The organism is Aquabacterium sp. (assembly GCF_049274795.1).
Lineage (GTDB): Bacteria > Pseudomonadota > Gammaproteobacteria > Burkholderiales > Burkholderiaceae_C > Aquabacterium.
The window spans coordinates 72,674-91,319 of record NZ_JBASTH010000100.1; the positions used below are offsets into that span (position 1 = coordinate 72,674).

General features: G+C 56.9%; 17 protein-coding genes and 1 tRNA gene. 10 read left to right on the forward strand and 8 right to left on the reverse strand.

Going from position 1 to position 18,646, the window contains the following annotated elements:
- Positions 1 to 27 precede the first annotated feature (27 nt).
- From WAQ08_RS16980 to WAQ08_RS16990, 3 genes are read right to left on the reverse strand one after another with little or no spacing between them, the layout of a single operon-like run.
- A complete protein-coding gene (locus tag WAQ08_RS16980; protein WP_422193172.1) occupies positions 28 to 1,419 on the reverse strand; it encodes a TolC family protein in 1,392 nt (463 codons plus the stop codon).
- 19 nt (positions 1,420 to 1,438) lie between these two features.
- Positions 1,439 to 2,671 carry an HlyD family type I secretion periplasmic adaptor subunit gene (locus WAQ08_RS16985; RefSeq protein ID WP_422193173.1) on the reverse strand — a complete coding sequence of 411 codons (1,233 nt, stop codon included), beginning with the start codon at positions 2,669 to 2,671 and terminating at the stop codon, positions 1,439 to 1,441.
- A gap of 3 nt (positions 2,672 to 2,674) precedes the next feature.
- On the reverse strand, positions 2,675 to 4,978 hold the full coding sequence (locus WAQ08_RS16990) for a type I secretion system permease/ATPase (RefSeq protein ID WP_422193175.1): 2,304 nt from the start codon (positions 4,976 to 4,978) through the stop codon (positions 2,675 to 2,677).
- Positions 4,979 to 5,220: 242 nt separating this feature from the next.
- On the opposite strand from WAQ08_RS16990, the gene WAQ08_RS16995 reads away from it, so the two are divergent.
- Both WAQ08_RS16995 and WAQ08_RS17000 read left to right on the forward strand, forming a co-directional pair.
- On the forward strand, positions 5,221 to 5,967 hold the full coding sequence (locus tag WAQ08_RS16995) for a hypothetical protein (RefSeq protein WP_422193177.1): 747 nt from the start codon (positions 5,221 to 5,223) through the stop codon (positions 5,965 to 5,967).
- A gap of 43 nt (positions 5,968 to 6,010) precedes the next feature.
- Positions 6,011 to 7,177, forward strand: coding sequence for a DegT/DnrJ/EryC1/StrS family aminotransferase (locus WAQ08_RS17000; protein ID WP_422193179.1), 1,167 nt, complete (start codon positions 6,011 to 6,013; stop codon positions 7,175 to 7,177).
- A 59-nt stretch (positions 7,178 to 7,236) separates the two neighbouring features.
- Here the strand turns inward: WAQ08_RS17000 and WAQ08_RS17005 are convergent.
- A tRNA-Cys gene (locus tag WAQ08_RS17005) sits at positions 7,237 to 7,310 on the reverse strand.
- Between the two features lie 343 nt (positions 7,311 to 7,653).
- Here WAQ08_RS17005 and WAQ08_RS17010 point away from each other — a divergent pair.
- Entirely contained in the window at positions 7,654 to 8,355 is a 702-nt protein-coding gene (locus WAQ08_RS17010) for an START domain-containing protein (protein ID WP_422193180.1), read from the forward strand.
- A gap of 162 nt (positions 8,356 to 8,517) precedes the next feature.
- On the opposite strand, the gene WAQ08_RS17015 is transcribed toward WAQ08_RS17010, so the two are convergent.
- Together WAQ08_RS17015 and WAQ08_RS17020 are read right to left on the reverse strand one after the other, a co-directional pair.
- Positions 8,518 to 9,879, reverse strand: coding sequence for a sensor histidine kinase (locus WAQ08_RS17015; protein WP_422193182.1), 1,362 nt, complete (start codon positions 9,877 to 9,879; stop codon positions 8,518 to 8,520).
- A 77-nt stretch (positions 9,880 to 9,956) separates the two neighbouring features.
- Complete coding sequence (locus WAQ08_RS17020; RefSeq protein ID WP_422193183.1) at positions 9,957 to 10,904, reverse strand: hypothetical protein; 948 nt, start codon at positions 10,902 to 10,904, stop codon at positions 9,957 to 9,959.
- Positions 10,905 to 11,197: 293 nt separating this feature from the next.
- Here WAQ08_RS17020 and WAQ08_RS17025 point away from each other — a divergent pair, with 293 nt between their 5' ends.
- Positions 11,198 to 11,782 carry a response regulator gene (locus WAQ08_RS17025; protein ID WP_422193184.1) on the forward strand — a complete coding sequence of 195 codons (585 nt, stop codon included), beginning with the start codon at positions 11,198 to 11,200 and terminating at the stop codon, positions 11,780 to 11,782.
- On the opposite strand, the gene WAQ08_RS17030 is transcribed toward WAQ08_RS17025, so the two are convergent.
- On the reverse strand, positions 11,779 to 13,083 hold the full coding sequence (locus WAQ08_RS17030; protein WP_422193185.1) for a sensor histidine kinase: 1,305 nt from the start codon (positions 13,081 to 13,083) through the stop codon (positions 11,779 to 11,781). The two genes, WAQ08_RS17025 and WAQ08_RS17030, sit on opposite strands and share 4 nt — an antisense overlap.
- Complete coding sequence (locus tag WAQ08_RS17035) at positions 13,056 to 13,934, reverse strand: helix-turn-helix domain-containing protein (RefSeq protein WP_422193186.1); 879 nt, start codon at positions 13,932 to 13,934, stop codon at positions 13,056 to 13,058. Before WAQ08_RS17035 ends, WAQ08_RS17030 begins: the two co-directional genes overlap by 28 nt.
- Before the next feature lie 573 nt (positions 13,935 to 14,507).
- Between WAQ08_RS17035 and WAQ08_RS17040 the strand changes: the two genes are divergently transcribed.
- The 6 genes from WAQ08_RS17040 to WAQ08_RS17065 all read left to right on the forward strand — a co-directional run bounded on the left by WAQ08_RS17040 (position 14,508) and on the right by WAQ08_RS17065 (position 18,639).
- On the forward strand, positions 14,508 to 15,269 hold the full coding sequence (locus WAQ08_RS17040) for a hypothetical protein (protein WP_422193188.1): 762 nt from the start codon (positions 14,508 to 14,510) through the stop codon (positions 15,267 to 15,269).
- Positions 15,270 to 15,272: 3 nt separating this feature from the next.
- The gene (locus tag WAQ08_RS17045; RefSeq protein ID WP_422193190.1) at positions 15,273 to 15,596 is read left to right on the forward strand and encodes a hypothetical protein; all 324 of its coding nucleotides are present in this window, start codon (positions 15,273 to 15,275) and stop codon (positions 15,594 to 15,596) included.
- 68 nt (positions 15,597 to 15,664) lie between these two features.
- The gene (locus tag WAQ08_RS17050) at positions 15,665 to 16,051 is read left to right on the forward strand and encodes a hypothetical protein (protein WP_422193192.1); all 387 of its coding nucleotides are present in this window, start codon (positions 15,665 to 15,667) and stop codon (positions 16,049 to 16,051) included.
- A gap of 48 nt (positions 16,052 to 16,099) precedes the next feature.
- The gene (locus tag WAQ08_RS17055; RefSeq protein WP_422193193.1) at positions 16,100 to 16,903 is read left to right on the forward strand and encodes a superoxide dismutase; all 804 of its coding nucleotides are present in this window, start codon (positions 16,100 to 16,102) and stop codon (positions 16,901 to 16,903) included.
- Between the two features lie 60 nt (positions 16,904 to 16,963).
- Entirely contained in the window at positions 16,964 to 17,560 is a 597-nt protein-coding gene (locus WAQ08_RS17060; RefSeq protein WP_422193194.1) for a hypothetical protein, read from the forward strand.
- Positions 17,557 to 18,639, forward strand: a complete 1,083-nt coding sequence (locus tag WAQ08_RS17065; protein WP_422193196.1) for a Tll0287-like domain-containing protein — start codon at positions 17,557 to 17,559, stop codon at positions 18,637 to 18,639. Before WAQ08_RS17060 ends, WAQ08_RS17065 begins: the two co-directional genes overlap by 4 nt.
- Positions 18,640 to 18,646 lie beyond the last annotated feature (7 nt).

Below are 18,646 nucleotides of genomic sequence, written 5' to 3' on the forward strand. Positions count from 1 at the left end.
CAGATATTGTTTCGGTCTGCCAGGCACTCACAAGCCCTGGATACCCAGCCACGTGGACAGGCTCTCACCCATCGACCGCAATTGTGCATTCGCCTGGTAGCCATCGTGCAGCGCATTGACGTACGCAATGCGCAGGTTGAAGTGATCGCCTTCCGCGGACATCACATCGAACAGTGAGCGACGCCCCAACTGCGACCATTGCTGGAAGGTCGCGGCACGCACCTTGTCGCTGTCCTTCAGGATGTCCACGAAGCGCCGGGCACGATCGAATGAGGCCACGGCGGCTTCATGCACCTCCGACACCCGCGCGGCCCGGCTGGCCAGCAGTTCCGCATATTGCTGACGGGCTGACTCGGCACGGCGGCTAGCGGCGGCAGCCGCAGCCTGATCGGAGCCCCCCCTAAAAACCGAGTAGGTCACCGACAGGCCTGCCTGGGCACTCGCCGTCTTGGTCTCGCCGCGCAGCCCCGCTGTGGACGACACCACCCAGTTGACCTGAGGCTTGAGCGCCGCAGACATGGCATCGGCGTAGCGCTCCGAGGCCTCGCTTTGGGCGCGCATCTGGCGCAGTTCACTGCCCTGCTCCATCAGGCGCAACACTTCGCCGGTGTCCAGAGTCTGGCCCAGGGCGGCAGAGATGCCATCACCCGCGCCGATCTGCTCGCCAATCAGCTTGCGCAGCCGGATCTCCGTCTGCCGCATCTGCGTCAGCGCGGCATCACGCGCCATCTCGGCCTGGGCCTGGGTCTTGCGCACCTGCACCAGTTCACTGGCGCGGCCACGGTCTTCCGCCACGATCTGCTGCAAGGCATCCACGAGGCAAGCCATCTTGCGCGTGTACTGCTGGTACACCTGCGCCTGCTGCCGATACCGGTTGCGCTCCAGCGCCGTGCTGATCGTCTCCAGCACCACCTGCTCGCGAGTAGACTGTGCTGTGAAGGTCGCCGCCTTGGCCAGTTCACGCCGCCACTGGGTGAGCTGGCTCAAGCGCCCACCGTCATAGATCAGCCCACTCACATTGAGCGTGGCGCCGGCATACGTGCCCGACGCCCACGGAATGCCCGTGCTGCGGGAAGCCCCCGGCCCCACCGTGCCTGTGACGGACACCTGGGGCAAGGCAGCCCCTCGCGTTTCATCGACATCGTAGGCAGCCGCATCGGCCAGCAGTTTCACCGCCCCTACCTGCGCACTGCGGCGAGAGGCTTCGCGGGCAATGTTCTGCAATTGCGCCATAGGGTTCAAGGCCGCATCAGCGGGCACAGCAAGATCCTGAGCCGTGGCGACCGGTGCCAGCGCCTTGGCGGCCCCTTTGCCATTGGATTTCGTGACCTGGTTGGCCAGCTCCTCGCTGCACAGCGCGGCCTGGGCGGCCACGGCCGACAGGCTCATGGCCGAAACCACCACCCATCGGGTCAACATGAAAGCTTGCTTCATGGCGTCATCTCTCACTGAATGCTTCCTGCGCCCGCAACACTGGCTTGAGCAGGAACTGCAGCACCGAACGCTCGCCGGTGCGGATTTCAACCGTCGCGGTCATGCCCGGCATGACCGACAGCGACTTGCCCTTCGCCTTGAGGGTCGACACCTCCGAGCGGATCAGGGCCCGGTAGTAGGTGGTGTCGGTGTTGGCCGCATTCTTCGGGTCCTCGCCCAGCGCATCGGGGCTCAGGTACTCCACCGTGCCGCTCAGGCCGCCGTAGGTGTAAAAGTCGTACGCCGTGAGCTTGACCGTTGCCGGCGAGCCAACCCGCACAAAGCCCACGTCCTTGGGCCGGATGCGTGCCTCGACCAGCACCCGCGGACCAATGGGCACGATCTCCATGATGGTGGCCCCGGCCGGCACCACCCCGCCCAAGGTGCCCAGCTTGATGCTCTTGACCAAGCCACGCACAGGTGAGTAAAGCGTGGTCCGCCGCATCACGTCCTGCTTGACGACCATCTGCTCGTCGAGTTGAGCCAGCTCCGACCGCACCCGCACCAGCTCCGAACTGGCATCCTGGCGAAAGCGGTTGGTGCGCTCCTGGATCTGCAGGAACAACTCGTTGGCCTGGCGGCGCAGGCGCATCACCTCCACCTCGGACATCAACCCCTTGTCCGCCATGCGCTCGGACATGCCGAGCTCACGCCGGATCAGCCCCAGGCTGCGCTGGATCACGCCCACGGATTCATCCAGCGCCATGCGCCGAGCCTGGAAGGCTTCGGTTTCGGCCTGGAGCACGTCGGCATGCTCCTTCAAATCGGCCGCAAAGCGCAGGGGGCGCCCTGAAGCCTCCGCCTCCAGGCGTGTCAAGGTGGCCCTGAGGGCAATCCGCTTGGCCTGACCTTCGTTCTGCGCCGCTTCCACGCGGGTGGGATCGAGCTGCAGCAGGGCCTGCCCCTGCTCGACCAGCGCACCTTCGCGCACCATCAGCTTGCCCAGGATGCCCCCTTCCAGGCTGGCGATGATCTGCTCGCGCCCATCGGGCACCACCCGGCCGTCGGCACGGGTGACCTCATCGACGCGCGCCACGCCTGCCCACACCAGCGCTCCCACCACCACGACCAACATCAGGTAAAGCGCCCAGGTCGCGCCCGGGGTGGATTCGGCCAGTTCAGCCTCCTTCACCCCCGAGAGGAAGTCTTCGTCCCCCCGGTAATAGCGCCCACTGTTGCGCTCCTCACGCCGTGCCATGGCTCAAGCTCCCGACGCCATCAGGTGCCCGTCTGCATCAGCGGGGCCTGGAGCAGCCCCCGCCTGGGGAGCCGCCGCGGGAGCCGGGCGTTTACCGGCCAGCGCCGCCAGCACCTGGGCCTTGGGACCATCGGCCAGGATGCGTCCCCCATCGACCACGACCACCCGCTCGACCACGTCCAGCAAGGCGGGGCGGTGCGTCACCACCACCAGCGTGCGCTCGCCGATCGATGTCTTGAGATGGCGGATGAAGTTCATCTCGGCCTGCGCATCCATGGAACTGGTCGGCTCGTCCAGCAGCAGGATCTGCGGGTGCGTCACGAGGCAACGCGCCAGGGCCACCAGTTGTCGCTGCCCACCGGACAGCAGCCCTCCGGCCTCACCCACCGGCAGGTCGTAACCCAGCGGGTGCGACGCGGCGATCTTGTCCAGCCCCGTCAGCCTTGCCACCGAGAGAAAGTGCTCCACATCGGCATTGCGGCGCCCCAGCAGCACGTTGTCCTTCAGCGTGCCGGCAAAAAGGCGTGGCTCCTGTGACACGAAGCCCATGTGCGCCCGGAAATCGGAAGGGTCGATCTGCCGCAGGTCAATGCCATCGACCTCCACGAAGCCATCCGAAGGGCTGTAGAGCCCGCCCAGCATCCGCAGGATGGTGGACTTGCCGCTGCCGATCTTGCCCAGCAAGGCCACACGTTCACCCGGCTGGATATTGAGCGAAACCCCTTTGAGCACCGTGGGCGCATGCTGCCTGGTGCCTTGGGGATACGCGAAGCGCACCTCGTGCATGCCCAGTTGCCCCTGCAGCGCCGGGCGCGACAGATAACGCTTGCCTGGATCGCGCTCGGTGGGCATGGCCATCAACTGATCGAGCGACTTGAGCGCAGCCTTGGCACCCTGGTAACGCGATGCCAGGTTGACCACCATGCCCAGCGGCGCGATCGCCCGCCCGCCAAACATGACGGCGGCGATCAGGGCCCCGCCCGTCAACTGCCCTGCATCGATCAGGTGCACTCCCCACAGCAGCATGGCGACCGTGATCAGCTGTTGCGCCACCATCGCGAAGTTGTTGACCCAGCTCGACAGCAAGCGGGCCTTCAGCGACGACACCGCGGCTGCGGCGTTGGCATCCTCGTAGCGCTGGATGAAGTGGCCCTGCGCACCGGCTGCGCGCACATCCTCCATGCCTTCCACCGTCTCGATCAGCACGCCATGCAGATCGGCCTGCTGCCCCATGTTGGCCCGCATGTGGCGGCGCAGCAGGCTCTGGATGCCCAGCGTCATGCCCAGGATCAGAGGGATGGCCACCAGCAGCACCACCACCATCGGGCCGGCCACCAGCCAGGTCACCAGTACGAACAGGAAGATGAACGGCAGGTCCGTCACCGCCGAGATCGTCGCGGAAGTAGAGAAATCGCGCACCAGCTCGATCTGGGCCAGCCGGTGGGCAAAGGCACCCGCCGACTCGGGGCGGTGCTCCAGCCGGATGCCCATGGCCTGGCGGAAAATGGCATTGCCCAGGGCCAGGTCAGCCTTCTTGCCGGCCATGTCGATCAGGTAGCTGCGCAGTTGCCGCGCCACCAGATCGAAGGCAATGGCGACCAGCACGCCAGCCCCCATGGACCACAGCGTCACGAAAGCCTTGTTGGGGATCACGCGGTCGTATACCACGGACGTGAACAGGCCCGTCAGGATCATCAGCACATTGCTGAGCAAGGCGGCCAGCATGGCCGAGCGGTAGTAAGGGATGTAGCGCTTGATCGTCTGCCACAGCCAGTGCGAGCCCTCGCCTTCATCCTCGTCCGAGGGACGCGCACTGCGCGCTCCTGGCTTGAGTGCTGCGATCAGGGTGTAGCCGGAGTACTCCGCCAGCAGTTCTTCTTCAGTGGCGGTGCACAGCTCTTCTTCCGCGCCAGGCAACAGCACTTCGTAGCGATCGCCGCCTGACCGCTTGGAACGGCCACCGCTCAGGCGACGCGTCACGATGCAGGCATCGCCGTTCTTGAGCAGCATCACCACCGGCATCAGCAAGGACAGGATCTTGCTCGGAGGGCGCCGCACCACCGAGGCGCTGAACCCCGCGTGGCGCAGCAGGCTGACGGCCTGCTGGGGCGTCATCGGCCCCTCAAGCGCCAAGCCATCGAGCAAGGACTGCTCGGAACGCTCGATGCCATGGTGACGGCACAACCACAAGAGCGCTTCGAGCAAGGGATCACCGCCGGCTCGCACGCTGCCGCCCACCTCGGGGGCGCCCGCTATGGGCTGCTCCTCGAAGTGCTCCGACGTGGAAGGATCGTGCGGATGGTCCAAAACCTTGACTCCCGCCCTGGCTGGATTGAATGGGCGTTCCCCGATGCTAGGCAAAGCCGGCGTTTTCTTTAGGGCCATAAGGGATGGCAACACCAGCCTTTTCCCTCTTGAGCACGGCCAGCGCTGTCGCCACGCACCAAACCGGGAACTGCACACGATTTCCGGGCCTATTGCCCCGGATGTCCGGCGCTCGCAGAACTAAGCTGTCGAGCAACATCGGCCCACGGCCCCACGAGACAGACATGAGCGACAACCCCAGGCAGATCCACATCTTCTATCGCCATGTGCACGTGAAGGCCAATGCCCGCAGCCGCGACCCCAACAAGACGCGGCCAGAGTGGTTTTCGCACGAAATCTGCTTTCGCAACCTGCTCGACACCGTGACCCGCGACCCGCTGGGCCACCGGGTGACGATCACCGTGATGTACGACGGCCCGCTGGAGGATCTCCAGACTGACTTCATCGCACCCTACGTCGCCAGCAAAGACGCCCGCGTGCGGCTGCAACTGCTGCAAGCCGGTTCTGACCGCAACTCCTTTCTGATCACCCTCGGCCACGCCAACGGCCTGCCGTTGCCGGACACCGACCTGCTGTACTTCCTGGAAAACGACTACCTGCACCAGCATGGCTGGGTAAGCAAGGTATTCGAGCTGTACGACAGCGGCCAGGCCTTCGACATGGTCTCCCTGTACGACCACAAGGACAAGTACATGCTCCCGATGTATGCCTCACTGACTGCCCGACTCTGCCTCAGCCGCTCGCACCACTGGCGCACCACGCCATCCACCTGCGCGTCCTTCCTGTTGTCCAAGGCAGCACTGGCGCGCGACCATGATGCGCTGACCAGTGGCCAGACTGACTACTACTTCTTCCGCGAAGTGGTCGAGAACCGCGGCCGCGTGCTGCTCTCGCCCATCCCGGGCCTGTCGACCCACGCCATGGAGGGCTACCTCAGCCCCAACGTGGACTGGGCCGCGCTGGCTCAGTGACATGTCCCGTACCGCTCGCCCCGTCTGCTTTCCGGAGTCCGCCATGAGCGACAAGCCGATCTACGTCACCCAGCCCTTCCTGCCGCCACTGGCAGAGTTTGCCCCCTATCTGGAACAGATCTGGAACAGCAAGGTGCTGACCAATGGCGGCCCGTTCCACCAGCAACTTGAAAAGGCCCTGTGCGAGTACCTGGGGGTCGATCACATCGCCCTGTTCAGCAACGGCACCCTCGCCCTGGTTACGGCGCTGCAGTCCCTGCGCATCACCGGGGAGGTGATCACCACGCCCTACTCTTTCGTCGCCACGGCGCACTCGCTGCTGTGGAATGGCATCAAGCCTGTCTTTGTCGACATTGATCCACGCACACTCAATCTCGACCCGCGCCAAATCGAGGCCGCGATCACGCCGCAGACCACCGCCATCATGCCGGTGCACTGCTATGGCCATCCCTGCGATGTCGATGCCATCCAGCGCATCGCGGACAACTACAACCTGCGCGTGATCTATGACGCCGCCCATGCCTTCGGCGTGGAGCATGGCGGCAGCAGCATCCTGCGCACGGGCGACCTGTCGGTGCTGAGTTTTCACGCCACCAAGGTGTTCAACACCTTCGAAGGCGGCGCCATCATCTGCCCCGATGCCAAGACCAAGCAACGCATCGACCACCTCAAGAACTTCGGCTTCGTCGACGAACTGACTGTGGTGGCGCCCGGCATCAACGGCAAGATGAGCGAACTCAATGCCAGCCTGGGGCTGCTGCAGCTCAAGCACATCGACCGCGCCATCGAGCGCCGCAAGGAGATCGATGCCATCTACCGCTCGCAACTTGACGGCATCAAGGGCCTGAAGTGCGTGCAGGACACGGGTGAGAGCCGGCAGAACCACTCCTACTTCCCGATCCTGATCGACAGCGAATTCCCGATCAGCCGCGACGACCTCTATGACGTGCTCAAGAAGCACAACATCTACGCACGCCGCTACTTCTACCCGCTGATCTCGGAGTTCCCGATGTACCGAGGCCTTCCCTCGGCCCACGCGAGCAACCTGCCGCACGCCACGGCCGCATCACGCCAGGTACTGTGCCTGCCGATCTACCCGGACCTGACCGGCGCCGACCAGGCCCGCGTGATCAAGCTGGTCAAGGCGGCGGCACGCCGCTCGGCGGCCAAGGCAGGCAAAGCCCCCACCTCACCACCCGTTGCGGCTTAAGCCCAGACAACCCCAAAAACAAAACCCCACAGCCCAGAAAGGCTGCGGGGTTGGATGCTTGGAGGCGCGGCCCGGAGTCGAACCGGGCTAGACGGATTTGCAATCCGGTGCATAACCGCTTTGCTACCGCGCCGAAAAAAAGGGAAGCTGGAGCGGGATAAGAGACTCGAACCCACCCCGTAACTCCTTGTCAGCACACACTTTTCAGTGCGGGGCGTGCTGATCATGGGCCACATTATGTGCCATTTTTTCCGCTTTGTGCTTGGCATTGCTGGTCGCCTGCGCTCTCGGCTGACATGCCTCCAGCCATATGAAACTGAGGATAACATCTGAAGCAGTCGTTTACAGGGAGGGTCGGGACAGTAGCCGAGCATCGAAAGCTGCAGTCATGCGTATTCCCCCATGTTTCGATGACGTTCATTTCAACGAAATCCAACACGCATCTTTAGCGGAAAGGGACTCACATGCGCGTGCTCATGTCAACGCTGATCGCTCTAGCAATTACCTCAACACCGTGTTTCGCTCAGGAGCCCGAATGGCAACCGACGAAGGTGGAAGATGGTGTCCAACTCTTTGCAAAAAAAGAGGTCGATGAAGGGAAGACACCACTGAAGACCTTCAAGGGAGTGGTCAAAGTCAAAGCGTCGATGAAGCAAGTGTTAGCCCTTGTATTGGTGCGAGAAACCTTTTCGAACTGGGTCTACAACATGCTCGAAGATCGGACCCTTGCCGAAGACAATACAGATCAGTCTTATTGCTACATGGTCATCAAAGGTCAATGGCCTACAAGCGACAGAGATACCGTGGCCAGGGTCACCGTAAAGCAAGACCCCAAGTCGTTGGACGTAACCGTGTTTGCAGATTCCCGAGGCGTCGATCAGAAGCGCGTCCCGGAACAAGAAGGGCGCGTTCGCATGACCAACATGTACTCGGGCTTCACAGTCAAGCCAATTTCCGCCAACGAAACAATCGTGGAACTTGAGGGCTTTGCCGATCCGGCAGGGAGCATTCCGCCATTCCTGACGAATAAGGTCGCGTCCACTTTGCCCGCTAAGACACTTAGCGCGTTGAAAGCCAAGGTTGAATCAGGGCAATTCGATGTTAAGGCATTGGAGACAGTCCCTTTTGCACAAATCTCAATGAAGAAAATCGTTCTGCCTCAACAAACCACGCCATAACCATTTTGATAATGAAGGCTTTGGCGCGCATGAACGCCAAATTCGTATCATCCAATGCCTGCCATCTTTGCATTGGCAGGCCGCAGTAGAAGCAAGAAACCCGCTGGCAGGGCCGCCAGCGGGTTTCTTTTCTTGCTCAAGATCTATTGCCACGCATAATTCTCATGCGACTTCAATTTTCTGTACAGCACTAAGAGGGGCAAGCGAAATAATTACCTTAAAACATGAACCACGCCCTACTTCACTGTCAACAAGCAGCAAGGCACTCATGCTGCCTGCCAACTGCTGACATATTGCCAAACCCAGGCCATTGCCGCCAAATCGGCGAGACAGGCTGGACTCGACCTGATAAAAAGGTTGAAAAATATTCTCCAATTCTTCGGCAGCAATACCTATTCCCGTATCAGAAACAGAGAATTCAACTCTCTCCTCTAATGCCATTGTCTCCACCAAATTGATTGAAACAGCAACACCCCCCTTGCTGGTGAATTTGACTGCATTTGCCATGAGATTAGAAAGCACTCGACGCAATGCTGACGCCGGCCCCATATAACATGAATGCTGCAAATTGCGATCAATATTCACCACAAGAGAAAGCCCTTTTTCAACGGCGTACTCCTCAATCAACTGCACGCATTGAGCAACAAGATCAACCAAATTAAATTCAGTTACAGCAGGCCGCTTAATTTGTTCGCTCATCGCGCCCAAATCAAGCAAGTCGTCAAATGTGCGTAGAAGCTGCTGGCACCGACCATCTACTTTGCGAAGCATCTCCATTCGCTTTTCAGTGAGTTCACCCTTCATGTCCAATCTGACTACTTCCATTGCATGAACTACCGCGTTGACTGGTGTACGCATTTCATGGCTTAGCATTGCAATGAATTTCATCTTGGCTTGCATACCTATCGCCTGAGCCTCGATCAATCTTGCCTGTATCGATGTCATTTCACGCAATCTCTTTTGTCGCACAAAGAGATAACGCTGCCTCCTATCCGAGATTTGCCGCATTAACATTCCTGTCATGTTGGCCACAATGATGTAAGTGATCATCCGATAAGTGGATGAGTCGTGACCAACATCAGACAAATTGATGACCGTCAAGCTCATTGCCAGAAAGATGACACTCATCACGCCGGCCACCGGCACGGACAGATGCATGAAGTAATAACAAGATACTGTCAGCAAGAGGCACATGGCAGTGACTGACAGATAGAAGAATTCTGGATGACCGGGTATTTGCGCTGCAAACTCAAACCACAGAATGAAGGCCGAATACACTACAAGCCAGACGCATACAATGGGTTGGAAAAAGCGCCGGTAGAGTTCAATTCTGTACTTGAAAGTCAGCCCCCCGATCACAAAGGCCAAAGCCACGAGCGGACGCACCCATTGGATTCTTTCAGTCAACGGACGCCCATATCCAAAAACCTCCACAGCCGAGAATCCAAAGAAACTCAATCCGGCCATGTAGAAAAAGATGGGCACCATTTCTACCCCATCCTCTTGGTATTTAGCACGAAACAAGCGCTCAGTATCTGAATTCTTAAAAGATCGCCCAGCGAAAAGAAAATATATTCTCTGAAGCCGTCTAATCACCTTACTCACCCCTCGCTGATCAGAATATTGGCAATCAACTCTGATTTTTTGCTGTTCGGATCTACAGCAGATGCAGCACAACATGGCACCGCGCCCGCATATGCACCCGGGAATTGGGGAAAGCTCCATCCTTCCACCCCACGCAGATGAAAGTAACGAACACCAACGAGCTTCATTTTTTGCAAAGCAAAGCCGGAGCACTCTGGATAAACCTCATTCAACACAATCAATCCTGGCCAAAACAAATCTATATAGCTCTCAATCGCACCCGCCCTTGAAATATTTACCAATATAGTTTCCGATCCATGCAATTGCTGCACTGGCAACGTACCCCGGCAAACTGCATCCTCGTGCTCAGGATCCACTTCAATAACGTGAAATTGAGTTGTCTGCGTCAATTGGCTCACCACCCGTTTACCTACGAAGCCAGCGGCACCAAGGACCACCACATTACACTTACGGGCCAAAGCAGCACGCTGCCTCAATAATTCAATAGCTCCAACAATCCATTGAACTGTCCTCATCACCTCAATTGGCGCCCGCTGAATACCGGCCTTAGACATGAGACTTGGTAGCACACCGGAATAAGCCACGAAATCAATGCCGAGTATGGCTGCTATGCCTTGCATTTCTTCATACAATTGCCGAAGGTTATTATCAGCAGAGGGATGAGACATTTCATCCTCACAAGCACCCATATAAAAAACGAGCCCCCCGCCGTCTCCGTGGCGAAAAATTCCCGCGAACCTCGGATGCCACTTCACTTTGGCGGCATACCAGGGAAACGTCACCGACTCCAAATAACGTCTATTCGCTGGATAAAACAATGCCACGGTGTTGATTTTTCCGCGAAACGCGATCTTGATGATTGCCCCAAAAATATAAAGGGTAAATTTCGCAGTCAATATTTCTGCCAAAACAATACGGATTCCCGCAATCAGGTTATTTCGCATATCATTTTGATGGACAATCCATCACTCTCCTTGTTGAATATTTTCACCCTATTGACAAGACCATAGCGCACACCTCGTCGCCCTTTGGACTAAGGTTTACCCCCGGAAAGAGTTGAGGGCGACAATCAATTTGTTTCAATGTATGCAAATTGAAACAAATCCGCAATGGATCAAGCTGCGTTGACAGTTTGTCAGCTCTACGCTTGGCTGCGTGGAATCGAAAGAGATGTATAAAATGGGACGCTTGAAGAGCCCGCTGATAGGCGGCCATAGATAACTGGGTGGGGATGGAGATGGCCTTTCTATTCCGAAAGAGTAGGACAACAAGTAGTCTTCGCGCACCGAGCAATGAACCAGATGAGGCATCGCAGGGGAAAAGACCTCCGGCAACTGCTTCCCCCGCCTCAATCGACCTGAGGTGTCTAGAAAACTCCCAGTCCGTTGCCTGGCAGCTATCGTCGTCGTCAAATGAATCACGCGACGATATTTTTAAGGGTCTCCATATCCTTTTAGCAGAGGATGATGAAGTCGTGGGCGAATTGTTTTGCGACAACCTGATTTCAAGAGGCGCGTTGATTCAGCACGTACTGGACGGCAATTCAGCTTGTTCTGCCGCGCTGGAGCAAAACCGACCATCCGTCATATTGATGGACTGCCAAATGCCCGTCATGGATGGGTTTGCAGCAGCCCAACATATACGAACCGAAGAGGCAAGTAGGGGACTCAGGGCTGTACCCATTATTGCTTTAACCGCACTTGCCCGCGAGTTTGACCAGCACCATTCTCAAGCGGCGGGAATCAATGCTTACTTGGTCAAGCCTGTCACAATGTTTGAATTGGGCTATGCAATAGAGCAAGTCTTGAAGGCAAAGGATTAAGGTTCCAACAGAGGCATCCACACAGTAAATATTGTTCCTTTGCCTGGAGTCGATTCAACAGTAATTTTGCCGCCGAGCATTTCCACCAGCAACCGAACCACCGACAGACCCAAACCGCTCCCTTCATTCAATGCCACGTTCGGGTCATTGGTAATGCGCACATAGGGTTCCCAGATGCGTTCGATTTGATCTGCATCTATACCAATACCAGAATCCTCGACGACAAAATACGTCCCATGCTTCCCATCCTTTGGATGCCGACTGACCTTGACCAGCACCACACCAGAATTGGTATATTTAACCGCATTACCAATTAAGTTGCTTAGTATTTGGTGCATCCGATTCATATCCCCGCGAATATCCAAGCAATCTACTGAAACTTCACTCTTGAGTTCATTGCCTTTTTCGGTGGCAGCGGCCTGATGCTCTTCAAAGAGGACGTTGATGAGCCTGGGCACGTTGAACGGTTCCATGACTGCAGGACTCAAGCCAGAGGCATGCTTAGTGATGACGATAAGGTCACGCAACCTGGCATTGAGTTTTGCTGTTGAACTGCGGATTCGGTTCAAGAATTTTTGATTCAAGGAAGAAAGCTGCGCGCCATTGGCACCCTTTGCCAAGCCTTCAGCGGCTACCGATATCACTTGGAGAGGCGTTCTCAATTCATGGGTGATCATTGCCAGCATGGTCATGCGAGAACCCAGGGCTTCGTATTGCACGGCGATTCTCCTGCGACGCTGCCTGTCGATCCAGATGAGCATGATCAAATACATCGGCTGGATCAGCGCCAATCTCGCCACAGCAATAACCTCTTCAGAATCCTCCCCTTGCCAGTGACTTTGAGCAAGACTAGCGGCACAAAGACCTATCGTCACGATGGCGACCAAGACAGGAAAAACTCGTCCCCGTCGAATCAACAACGCAAACGATGCAACATATAGAAGCGGCAAAGCAGCGGCGATCAGGCCAACCCATTTCAGATCAACGCGTTCCTGAACAAATAAGGCGAGCGCCAGTGTTACCTCAAAATACAGAAATAAAACGCTCAGAACAACCACCCGCATCGCGTTCAATCGACCAGGCATCCACCACGTCGCCCCCGCTGATACGACAAAAAACACGCAAAGCCAAGGAAGACCCACGCGTGCAATCAACGATGGAGCACGCGTGTACAGATCCAAGCTCCAATAGGCCAAGATCAACACAGAGGCGCAAATTTGAATCAGTGCTGCAAGAAACGCATCTTGCTTCTGTGGCGACAGATCCCTCATCATTATCTGGCGCGCTGCTTGTTCATCCACCGTTGAATGGCAGAAGCCAAAATAGAAATGCGCACCGGCTTTTCGTGAAGCTCCGAATCATGCAAGTGCATTAATCGGGCAATGTCAGCATCAAGGTTTTCTTTCGCTTGTCCGGTAAGCAGTAAGATGAGCGCATGAGGCTTATTTGCTCTGATTCTTGCGATCAATTGAGCAGCGGTTTGATGAGGACCGAGCTTGTAGTCCACGATGAAGGCATCATGCCTATCGATACTTTCCGACAATTGGTTCTCTGACGAAAATGGATCAGCGAGATAGCCCAGGTCTTGCAGCGCATCCGCAATCATCCCGGCCACATCCTCGTCATCGTCCAACACTGCCACCTTCAATTTCTCGGGGTTGGTGACGAGTTCGACCTCTTTTACCTCGAACAAGTCATCTTGCTCGGCATCCCCTTCCTTGAAAAGAATCAGTTGCCAGGGGTTTCCGCGGCGAGCGGCTAGTTGGCCGTTGCCAGGCGCGTCTATGCGCTTGCCGATGTCAGCCCTGGCCTGAATCCGTTCGCCTGCGATTTCCAACTCACATGTGTGCCACTGGATGTTGAAGATGGCCGACGGCGGGTCATCGAAATGTGAGGCAATCAAGGCAACTTCTTCTACAGCGAAAGAAGTTTCTCCCTTGAGCTTGCGGCGGTTCTGCAACGCAGAGATGCCGGTGATAGATCCGATTTTGGCCGCGTGATTGCGTTCGGCAACCCCTTTGGCTGTCAGGTACATCGCCACCCGATCGACAACACTCATTCGGTATTGCTGAAGCCGATCATTAAGTTGAATGCGCTCGTTCAGCGCAAAAGCACCTTGCTCGCCATCTGGGCCAGTGTCTTGATTGTTCATCTCTTGTTATGCAGGTAAAAGCGCGCGACCAATACCGAAACATTGGCAACGTGCAGATGACATTCACCCCAATTTCAAAAAGCCACAAAAGACACATTCAGTTTCAAAAAAAGCGAGGAGCACTCGTTTGCGTGCGTCACCTCATTGACACAAGCGCGAAAGTACACGAAACTTTTTGAACGCCTCAAGTGCGATGCGCTCCTATCTGAACGAATTGATGGCTAGTGGGGCTGTTGACGGTTCTACCAGAGTTCACATTCTAGAAAACTCTTACCGCAGGGACTGTACCGCCAGATTTGTGTGAAGCACAGGGCAGCGGCGCATCCGCCTCATAACGTGACGTACCGAGTAGACAACCTTTTCAATCACAAGAGTTCCTCTCCCGCGAAGCCTGCTGTCAAAGGCGGTTCGATCCTCTCCCCTGCTTTCAGACCCATACGGTTTAGCCTTCACGTCCTCCAAACCGGCACAGACACCAGCGAAGTCCGTGTTGTTGGCCGCATGGGTGGGGAGAGGATTTTTTTCCAATTCCAATCGATTAACAACGGTCGCCACATGCTGAAGGAGCCTCCCATGATCGACCACTGGCGTCAGTTTTCCGACGATTGGGACTCCCCCGCGCCGTCACCCACTGATGGACTGCATCAGGCCTCGTCACAAAGAGACCGCAATCAGTATCAGACCATGATGGCCGTTCTGACAGCCCAGCAAAAAGTCGGCGACGCAGTGAAGGCCCAAGGGGATGGCTATTCATGTCATCAATTCATGGCAGACATCAGAACCAGTTCCTGGCATGACGATGCCACACAGGTGAAGGTGATCGACAACGGTGCGGGTTTCAATTACGAATACTTGGCACACAGCCGCGTGTGCTTCAAGGGTAGCTTGAACACATTGAGGTCACTGCCGTCCCCCAGCGTCATCTCGACTGCCCGATACGAGCTGGACTTGGAAATCGTCTTCAAGAAGCTCACGCAGTTGAAGGACATGTTCCCAAATTGGACGCATCTTTGGGTCATCCTGAATGCGTTCGTCACAGCGCACTACCTTCATCACGCCTGTCCTATCGACGACACAGAGCTTCGGCGTGTGGAGCCCTTGATCAAGAACTACAAGGTTCAGTTCGATCAGGTTGCCCTTCATACCTCTTTCTATCCATTCATCTCGAAGCTCGCCTACACGGTCCACAAGGTGGCCGTGGGCCAGTATGCCTCCCACACCCTTTCGGTGACGGCTGACGACTTGCTATTGATGAACATTGCCTTGGGCATGTACCAGAGCGTCAAGTTCACGTTGCCGAATCGCACCAACGAAGTAGATGTCCTGATCGGATGAGTCATGGTGTCCTTCGACCAATTCCTCGGTGTCCTGCGAGACCGCCTACTTGAAACCCAAGGCGCAGAGATGATGATCGGCCCCTACATGCTCACTGCATGCTTGGTCATGAGCGACACCGACTGGCAACACTTTGCCCAGGCAGTGTTTGACACGCTGCACTTCGACATCGATCTACATGCCTTGTCAGGGTCAAGCACGATTCTGGATCTGTACTTTGCGTCGGTAGATCGATTTCAACTGACCTCCATTCTCGCCATGGACAACCCATGCATCAAGGTCGAGCACGCGAACGACCAATCCAGTCACCCTGCGTACTTCCATTGATCCGACATGGACTCACTCACTTCATCTCTGCATCAATCGTCGGGGGCCACGGCACCGATGCGACAGCAATGAGGCAGACACTGCATTTCATTGCGATGGATCTCGGAATGGGCGCCATCCTCACTTCCGGATTGGCTGCTTTCTGGCTGCTGTGCATGGATGCAGCGAACGACGATGTTGCCGCGCTGGCTCAACGCGCATCGAGGGATCAACGAGCCAGTGAATATGTTGAATCCGTCACCAGGGAAGCCGGCTGGCCAAGTCACGGTCAACTGATCGTGGCCCAGGTCACCGTGTCGGAGATTTTGAACCATGCGCCGGGAGTCGCCCAAGGATTACCTGCCAAGTACAGCGCGTCATGGCGAGCCTACATCCCATTGGTTTTGGCCTACCTCTTCTGGACTCTCTTGACTGCTTTGTTCATTCGGCTTCTCAGACGCAATAGAAACGAATGATCGGCGCCTCAGGTGCACAGCCCTAACCATTCACACAGGAAATTCAGAGTGAACGAGACACTTCAGCGAAGGCAGATTCTCAAAGCGGCTTCGGCACAGCTTGGCTTGCTCGCAATAGCCGGCTGCGCACCCTCAATGAACTTGAGGCCGGACAACCAGCGAGAGGTCAGCGGCGTCATACGCGACGCCAACGAACTGGCGCTGGTTAAGCCGCTGGAACTCATGCCCCTTCCCTTCAGCGAATCCGCGCTGGCACCCGTCATTTCGGCGAACACGATGAAGTTGCATCATGGCAAGCACCACAAGGCTTACGTCGATGCACTAAGGCGCATCGAGGCCGCTCATCCGGGATCGATCAGCAGATACAGCCTACGCGAATTGGTCGTTCTGATGTGGACGGCTGACGCAGACGCTCGCGTGGCTTTCCAGAATGCAGCCCAGCACTACAACCATTGCATTCAATGGCTCAGTCTTTCTCCCAATGGTGGTGGGCAGCCGCCTCAAACCGTTGAGGAAGCATTGACACAGAGCTTTGGTGGTGTGCCGCAGTTCCAGCAAGCATGGCTGGACAAGGCCATGAGCGTGTTCGGAAGTGGTTGGGTTTGGCTGGTTCATAGCGTCCGTTCCGGCCAGCTTGAAATCCTGCCCACCTCCAATGCGGACACCCCTATAACCAAGCCCGGATTGACGGTCCTTGGCAACCTCGACGTTTGGGAGCATTCGCATCAACCCGACTATCCAGGTGACAGGAAATCCTATGTCAAATCCGTGATGGACAAGGTATTTGACTGGCACTTCGTGGAGTCGCAATTGATTCGTGCACGACAGCTTGAAAAGCTGAGCAATGCCTAGTTTCACTACGAGCAGGCGTGTATGCAAGTAATGAGGTTGTCGCTGATCGAGGGACCGGCTGTGAGCATGACTGAACCAGCAGTGATTGTCTCGGCACAAGCGGACAGGTTCGGCAGTTTGCCGACCGGGGTCACCCTCGCTCAATCGATGGTGGAAGCCATAGGCTTGCTCACACAGAACTACCACCGGGTGATTTTCCTCGATGCCGTCTTGCCCGGCAATCAGAGCGCTTACCGGGCCGTCAATCAAATATTGAAGCACTACCGTGAGCGCGTCGGGCGCATCTTCATCATGAGGGATGAGGTACGCCCGGCCGACGTTCAATTCGCGCGGACATGCGGCGCTGATGGCGTCATCACCAAAGATGGCAAATCGGTTCTAAGGGTGCTTCAGTCATACCAAGTTTTGACAGAAGCAAGCAATACAAGCATGGAACCGGCCTGGCTAGTTCCTTTGACGAAGGTGGCAAGTCAGTTTCTCGCCTCCGAAGCGGAACGCGCCGTCCGCAAGAGCTTTCTTCTGGCCCGTCAGCAGAACGAGGGCACAACACCACAACTGGCAGGCACGATTCGCGCGCTCGGATCCTACTTCGATGAAGAAGAAGATTTCCTCGCCTTCACGCGTGAAGCCGTCAACGCACTCAAGAACATTCGATGATCCGCGCCTTCAACCGCCTTCCCACGCTAGGTCAATTTCTTGCGCTTCTGTCATCCATCTTTGTGGTGGGTGCAATCCTTTTCACGCAGCTGCAAGAAACCGTGGTCCAAAGCCAAGCCTTGCATCGAGCGGAGGACATGGCCAACTATGTTGAGGCAGTAGGTGATCTGGCCAGTGCTTACAACGGCTTCTGGGCATACAGCGATCCCGCGAAGCCGATCAAAGCTGGTGACTTTCTTGATGCCAAGGTGCTCGATCATGGAGTGGTGGCACCAGATACCGCATTCCCGGCAGGGAGCATCAGGCCAGCAGTCTATGCAACAGGCGACCGCACTGGAAGCACAAGCCCAGACCCGAAACCGAAGGGCTCGCCATTCGACATCATCAATGCCGAAGACCTGAAGCAGGTCACCGCATACATCCGGAAGAATCCGGCGCTGGTCCAGCGGGAATTAAGTGACATCGTGGAAGCCAGCCCCATGCGGGTCAAGTTCAAGCTCACCAGCCACCGCAATTTCAACCCCAACAACGCTCCCAACGAATTTGAAGGCACGGCCCTCGACGCCTTTCGACGGGACGGGTCCGTGGCCACGGAGTATTGGCAGTTCAAGAAAGGCACGCTGCTTTATGCCCGAAGGCTCACGGCAAAGAAGGCTTGCATGAGCTGTCATGGCACACCAGAGGGCGCCCCCGAGGTCATCAAGGCCAAGTACCTGAACAGCAATGGCTTCGGATACGAAGAAGGTGGTGTCGCAGGCATCATCAGCGTGACGGTCCCCATGGACAACAACAGCGCAGTGGATCTGTTTCGGACGATGAGCCCAATGGGCTGGATGGCCTTCACCATGCTGATTGGCTTGACTGTCATCGCCGTGGTGTGGTTCACCAACATATCTTCATCCGCGAAAGCGATGTCGGTCTTCATGCGGCAGATTTTGCACAGCAAACCAGGCGAACGCCTGGAGCGCTTTGCGCTCGAGGCGGACGAAGCATCTTCCCGCAATGAACTGCATCGCGTTTCGCTGGGAATCAAAGCCTTGCACCGCGCGTTGCGGATCGCCCAGAAACCTAAGGACTAGCGCGAAT